The organism is Bartonella sp. CR127HXZ (assembly GCF_042194555.1).
GTDB lineage: Bacteria > Pseudomonadota > Alphaproteobacteria > Rhizobiales > Rhizobiaceae > Bartonella > Bartonella grahamii.
In genome coordinates this window covers 1-7,784 of the sequence record NZ_JBHIMZ010000026.1, presented here as the reverse complement: position 1 = coordinate 7,784, position 7,784 = coordinate 1, and the positions used below count along the sequence as shown (strand labels likewise).

Here is a 7,784-nt window from a genome sequence, read left to right as displayed (position 1 = left end):
TGATCAAGCCCCTGTTCAATATCGCGCATATTCAGAACATGACCTTGAAGCCCAGGAAAAGCACTCCACACAACATTATTATAACGAGATGCCGGTGAACCATTATAGTAAATCTCTGAGAGATTGCCCTCAACGACAACAAATTTGAGCGTCTTGCTGTTTTTGATATCTTGATCAGGAATGTAAAAACGCGCCGTCACATAGCCTTGATCCAAATAAACTTTGGTTAACTTCTTGATTAAGAGCTGAATATCAGAAAGCCCAATACATCTTCCAACATAAGGCTCTGTTACGGCTGATATAGAGCGCTTTTTGACATGGTGCACTCCCTCAACAACAATAGCATGAATGGGAAAACATTGTTTCCCACCCAAAAGCGTTTCTGGATTTTGCTCTGAAGGCGTCTTTATCCTTTTAGGCGTTAAAGACCGTAATTTCTCAATTCTTTCTAATTGCTGCTTCTCAGATTGTTGGCGAGAAAAATTATCGGTTGGGGAATGAAAAATAGCTGAGGAGCGCGCATAAACACTTACACCTGTAAACAAGCCAAATAAAACAATAATGGCACGAAAAATTCTCAAAAGAGAACTTTGGCGTAAAAATACAGAAAACAATACAGATTGCCCCGCTTTGCACTATTCATGAAGCACTCTTTAAAAGAACTTCATGAACCTCTAACAAGTCCACTCAAAACAGCCACTGCCCTATGACGCTTTTAACAAAAGCACATGCCTCTGTAACCAAAGAAAAGGGGCACCCAAAAACTGCTTTATTTTAACTGCTGAAGATTTCTCCCCCACATTTATATGAAAAAACCTCTAAACAAAACTGTTTAGCCCGTCAATGGTTAATACATCAATATCCCCAGTTTAATGCTACAATATATTTATCAATAATTAGAGATAAATTCACTCTCCAGCTCCTCTAAGCCACTCAACACGCATATAAACGAGACATCATACTATCAAGCACATCCTATCGTCAAAAACCATCATAGCAAACAATAAGAAATCTCTTTGAGAGCCTTTCAAGACAATTACGCAAAACTCTTTTTCCTGCCTTTGCTCGCCAAATTTGGCGAGCAAACAAAGTCTTGATTTTCTAATAAGTTATATTTAATGGCATTTTCATCAAAGAACTTTTCTCCAAAGACAATGATCTGAGTGATCTGAACAGAAGAGTTTTGTCCAGTGCTGTCAGTGTTGTCAGTTCTTTTTAGAGCCTATATCATTTTTTTCAAATGAGAGAAAATTAAAATCATTATATTTCAATATGTTAGTATTTTAACGATACAACCTATATCGACAATACAACCTTAAATACAATCCATAATATATATTTGTCAGTTTGTGTCAGTAAATTGAACTGACAAAATAGACTATTTGAGTGACTCATAAAACCTATCAAAATAATCATTATGATATTTTAAAAGCACATGCTTCATTTGTCTTGATTAACCCGTGAAACGAATAGCAAATTTCACTAGTTTGCTGATCTGATCTCTCTCATAGGCTGTGGATAAACAGCATTAAAAAAAACTTTTTGAAAAAATTTATCCGCTTTTTAGCATTTTCCGAATTTTTCTCACTATTCATTCAAAATGGATTTAATAAGCTTCATTTTGATTCTTTTGAAGAGAATTAATCAATAGAATATATTGTCATGGAGTTTATTCTTTATGCTTCGCCCTCATCATTCTGATCATGAACATGTCTCTTTACGCTCTCTCTTAGAATATTATCGTCAACAAGCAAAATCACCCCGTGAATTGGGAACGCTGTTTGAAAACCTTGTCATGGCTTATCTTATGCATGACCCTCTCCATTTTGGACGATATGAAACGGTTGAGAGCTATTATGAATGGGCTAAAGAGCGTGAAGGTTGGAATAAAAATGATATCGGCATTGATCTGGTGGCAAAGCTTCGTCATCAAGAGGGATATGTGGCTATTCAATGTAAGTTTTATAAAGCTGACCATCAGATCAGTAAAAAAGATATTGATAGCTTTATCGCTGCCTCTGGAAAAGACATCTTTAAATATCGTCTTCTCGTCGATACCACGGAAGTGGAATTAAGTGACAATGTCAATGCCATGATCAAAGGACAAGCGATACCCGTTTATCGCATTGACCTTCGTCATATGGAAAACAGTCGTATAGATTGGCAAATATTTGCAACTAAAAAAGAAATTGTTCTTAAATCAATAAAAGAGCCTCGTCCCCATCAAGAAGAAGCCATCAAGAAAGTCTGTGAAGGGTTAAAAGAAGCAGACCGTGGCAAGCTGATTATGGCATGTGGAACGGGCAAGACTTTCACTAGCCTTAAGATAGCAGAAACCATAGCAGGAAAAGGCAAGCGTGTGTTGTTTTTGGTGCCCTCGCTTGCTTTAGTCTCACAAACGATCCGTGAATGGACAGCCGATGCACAAGTACCTTTGCGTTCTTTTGCTGTGTGTTCGGATACAAAAGTAGGCAAGCGTCGTAAAAACCAAGATGATATTGTTGGCATGGAAACATCAGATCTTGTGCTCCCTGCTACCACGGATGCCCAAGCCCTTGCCAAAGAAGCTAGTGAAAACCTAGCAGATGCAATGACGGTTATCTTTTCAACTTACCATTCTATCCAAGTGATTTCGGATGCGCAAAAAGAGCATGGTTTACCCGAATTTGATCTCATCATTTGCGATGAAGCACACCGTACCACTGGTGCTTCATTGGGAAGTGAAAACAATGAATCCGAATTTATCAAGGTTCATGATAACAGCATCATTTGGGGCAAAAAACGTCTGTATATGACAGCAACGCCTAAGATCTTTAGTGATACTGCTAAAAGGCGGGCGGATGAGATCAATGCTGTTTTGGCATCTATGGACGATGAAACGCTTTATGGCAAACAACTCCATCATTATACATTCGCGGAAGCTGTCGATAATGAACTGTTAACCCCTTATAAGATTGTGGTCTTAGGCATTAATGAAACCTATATCACACCAGCCATACAGGAGATTATTGCCAATGAAAACCGTGAAATTGATTTAGATGATGCGGCAAAAATTATTGGCTGTTATAGAGCACTTACCAAAATAGATAAGCAAGCGGCTGTTGATGATGATGATACAGAGCCCATGCAATGTGCTTTAGCTTTTTGTAAAGATATCAATACCTCTCAATATATAACAAAGCTCTTTAATAAAATTATCAAATCTCATATTGATGATTTCCTTCAAACCGTTCCCTTTCTAAACTGTGAAGTAAGACATATTGACGGAACGCAAAGTGTCAAAAAGCGCAATGAGGAACTGGATTGGCTTAAAGAAGATGCGGGTCAAAATGTTTGTCGGATTTTAAGCAATGTTCGGTGTCTGTCTGAAGGAATTGACGTCCCTGCTCTTGATGCGATCATGTTTTTACACCCGCGTAATAGCCAAGTCGATGTGATACAGGCGGTAGGGCGTGTGATGCGTCGTGCTCCAAATAAGAAAACGGGCTATATCATTTTACCCATTATCATTCCTTCACGCTTAGAAGCCAAAAAGGCTTTAAAAAACAATAAGAGATACCGTGTTGTTTGGCAAGTTTTGCATGCTTTACATTCTCATGATGAGAGACTTGCTCGGACAATTAATCAAATGTCTTTAGGACAAGATAGCAGCCATACGATTGAGATTATAGAGATTAAGCGTGAGGATGAATTAAAAGAGCTTACCACAACGGTTGATGAGATCTCGATACCATCAAAAGCAGAAAGTTCTGGACGTGTCATTGGAACAGCAGAAAGCAAATCTCAATCGGTATCTGGAGGACAAGGAGACCTATTCCGCCGTTCTGAATTTTTTGATTTTGTCAAAGCCATTTTTCTGGATAGTTTTAAAATCACCGATTATTGGGGCATATGGGCGAACAATGTTGCTGAGATTGCTCAAAATCATATCACGCATCTTCAAAATCTGCTTACTGATGAGACAAGCGAAACCTATCATGCTTTTGATACATTTCATAAGGAACTAAAGAACAACGTCAACAGCGATATCAAACAAGAAGAAGCGATTGAGATGTTAGCGCAACATCTTGTCACGCGTCCCGTGTTTGAAGCCTTGTTTGAAGGCAATGAATTTGTACAGAACAATGCCATTTCGCAAGCAATGGATAAGATCTTAACGGAACTGGATAAAACCAATATCGAAGAGAAAACGAAAGATCTTGATAAATTTTACAAAAGTGTCACATTCTGTACAGCAGGTATCACCGAAACTCATGCAAAACAGAATCTTATTATCAAACTTTATGAAAGTTTTTTTGCCAAGGCATTTAAGAAAACCACGGATAAGCTTGGGATTGTTTATACGCCCGTTGAGGTTGTTGATTTTATCATTCATTCTGTTGACGATGTGTTGCGTAATGAGTTTGGAACAAGCTTGGGGTCACGGGGTGTTTCTATTCTTGACCCTTTTACGGGTACTGGGACCTTTATCACACGGCTTTTACAATCCAATCTCATAAAACCAGAGGATATGGAATACAAATTCCGTCATGATATCCATGCCAGTGAGATTGTTTTGCTTGCCTATTACATAGCAGCGATTAACATTGAATCGACTTATCATAGTCTTATGAAAGGCGAATATATCCCTTTCAAACATATTGGCTTAACCGATACGTTTCGGATGCTTGAAGAGAAGAATCTTCTACAGGAATTATTTAAAGAAAACAGTGAATATTTAGAGCATCAGAAAAATCTAAATATTGAAGTTATCTTTGGTAACCCGCCTTACTCGGTAGGACAAAAAAGCGCTAATGACAATGCAAAGAACACTCCCTATCCCATATTAGATGACCGTATCCGTGAAACTTATGCTGCTCAATCTAAAGCTACTAATATACGAAAGCTTTATGATAGTTATATTCGTGCTATTCGCTGGGCTAGTGACCGTATTGCTGATGCTGGGGTAATCGGATTTGTTTCTGGTTCTAGTTACATAGAAAAATCGATAATGGACGGTTTACGAAAATCTTTAGCCAAAGAATTCACGAGCATTTATGTGCTTAATTTACGGGGGGATATACGTAAAAATATGTTAAGCAATGGAGCAACTCAAGAAGGAGAGAATGTTTTTGGTAGTGGTAGTATGACTGGTATTGCGGTAACGCTATTTATCAAAAATCCCAGTACTATTGGACCTTGTAAAATTTACTATCATGACATTGGTAATAATCGCACGATAAAAGAAAAACTTACAGCTCTCGAATACTTTGGTAGTATTGGTGGTATTACACGTGAAGACGGTTGGAAAATAATTACACCAGACAAACATGGGGATTGGCTTGGTAAACGTGATGAGAGTTTTAAAACATTTTTGGCTATAGGTGACAAAAAAGGGCATGGTAAAAAGTTCTTTGAAATGTTTTCTCTTGGGATCGTAACCAATCGTGATGCGTGGGCATATAACTCAAGTCGTGAAACTTTAAAGAAGAACATGAGTCATATGATTGCCTTCTATAACAGCGAAGTGGAACATTTTAATGATGTCTATCCGCATGCTGATCGCAAAATACGTAAAAATGCTATCGACAATTTCGTCAATACGGATGCAAGAAAAATCAGTTGGAGCCGTGCTCTTAAACAAGATTTGGCAAAAGGAAAGATTTTTAAATTTGAAGCTACATGCCTTATGCAAAGTTTATATCGTCCTTTTACGAAGCAATGGCTTTATTATAACCAAAGTTTCAATGAAATGGTTTTACAAATGCCGCGGATATTCCCTATGGGAAAAACTGTTGAAAATAGAGTGATACAAGTGGCTGCTATAGGAGCAAGGAGTGGTTTTTCTGTACTTATGGCTAAAGATTTGCCTAATCTTAATATGATGGATGGTGGTAACCAATGTTTTCCACGTTATATTTACGAAGATACTACGGTTTCAAAAAGTAAAAGTGAAAAACAATCTCATTTATTTACGAATTCTACAGAGAAAAACACAACAGCTGGTTTACAGAGACGTGATGCCATTACGGATGAAGGACTAGCATATTTTAAAATGGCTTATCCGAATGAAACCATAACAAAAGATGATCTATTCTATTATGTTTACGGTTTGCTTCATTCAGAAGATTATCGTGCCCGTTATGCTCATAATTTATGTAAAGAGTTGCCTCGTATCCCGTGTGTAAAGAGTGCTGATGATTTTTGGAAGTTTGTAACAGCTGGGCGTGAACTGGGTCATTTGCACGTAAACTATGAAACTGTAGAACCTTATCCCGTGACCTTTAAAAAAGGCAATCCAAAATTTACAGAGATCTCTAATCCTGAGAAATTCTATTACGTTACAGAAATGAAATTCGCAAAAGCAGGTAAAGAAAAAGATAAATCAACTGTTATTTACAATAGCAATATCACAATGACAGATATACCTAAGGAAGCTTATAGCTATATTGTAAATGGTAAATCCGCTCTTGAATGGGTTATGGGGCGTCAATGCGTAAAGACTGATAAAAAGAGTGGCATTGTTAATGATGCCAATCGTTATGCTGTTGAAACCATTGGCAACCCTGCCTACCCTCTAGAGTTATTTCAGAGGGTTATTACCGTAAGTTTAGAGACCATGAAAATCGTTAAGAACCTACCAAAATTAGAACTAAGAGAAACTGAATAACTTATAAAGCATGCTCATATAACGGGTATGATAAACTCATAAGGGGTATAAGGTTTTATACCTATAGGTTCTATGCCCCTTTTATAAATTGCTTACATACAATCTTTAAAAGAATAGTTTATATGCGTTATTCTAAAAGATAAGGCTTTGCACTTTTTAAAACACTGTACTTTGGATTGCCTTTAAGACTTTTAAGAAACCCTATCTTAAAGTGAATATGCTTCTTTTACATTGCCTTTAAAAGATTATACCGTAATCTAAAATGATAGCTTTATTGTTTTCAAAAGCTTTGTTGTGAATACTTATATTACTTTACGCTTTTAATTCCCTAATTTTTGAAAAAAGTATAAGCACCCCCAAAACCCCTACAAAATATATATATTACAGGTTGTGTTTATAGAGTGCGTTCAATATAGGTTGTTTACATTAGAGCCCCTTATAAACAAAATTCACAAAAAAAATTAAAAACCATTTAGTAAAAAAACTGATAGGTTATAAAGATAAAAATACGCATTATGAGAGCGTTTCTAAATATTATAAATGTATAGATTCAGAAAATAACGCAATCGTTTTATAAATCTTATAATATAGCTTTAAAAGCACATAAATATAAAAGAAGCAATTAATAAGCATAAGTTATTATCAATACACAACGTATTTAAAAAATAAGAAAAAATATCAAAAAAGATAAAATATTATTTGACAATAAATACGTATTTTGTTATATAAATAATCAAGTGATCAAAACACTTTACGTTAAGCGGGTAGGTTACGAAACGACCTTATCCACTTCTTAAAATACTGACTATCTTTTATGCTTTTGTTAGCATATATAGTGATTTTGTCGGGTGTAGCTATGCCATACAATAACCTTTTTAGGGGAAAGCATAGCAACGGACTTAACGCCGTGTTTTGAGCGCCCGGCGCCTTTATAAGGTGTCAATTTCAAAACTTTTTACGTTAAGAAAGAATTTCCAATGAAAAAATACGAATTTACCAATGAAAAATTCACTTTTGATGGTCTTACTTTACACCGTATACGTGCTCTAAGAGATTTTGATGATGTTAAGGCGGGGGACCTCGGCGGTTTTATTGAAAATGAAAGTAACTTATCCCATGATGGCAATTGCTGGGT

The 7,784-nt window shown here is 36.5% G+C and carries 2 protein-coding genes; one reads left to right on the top strand and one right to left on the bottom strand.

The features are described from left to right. Positions 1 to 614 (bottom strand): POTRA domain-containing protein (locus ACFIKY_RS08515; RefSeq protein ID WP_375661697.1); only part of this gene is annotated, 614 nt, incomplete at its 3' end. 1,064 nt (positions 615 to 1,678) lie between these two features. On the opposite strand from ACFIKY_RS08515, the gene ACFIKY_RS08510 reads away from it, so the two are divergent. Continuing rightward, positions 1,679 to 6,649, top strand: a complete 4,971-nt coding sequence (locus tag ACFIKY_RS08510) for a DEAD/DEAH box helicase (protein WP_375661696.1) — start codon at positions 1,679 to 1,681, stop codon at positions 6,647 to 6,649. Positions 6,650 to 7,784: the final 1,135 nt, after the last annotated feature.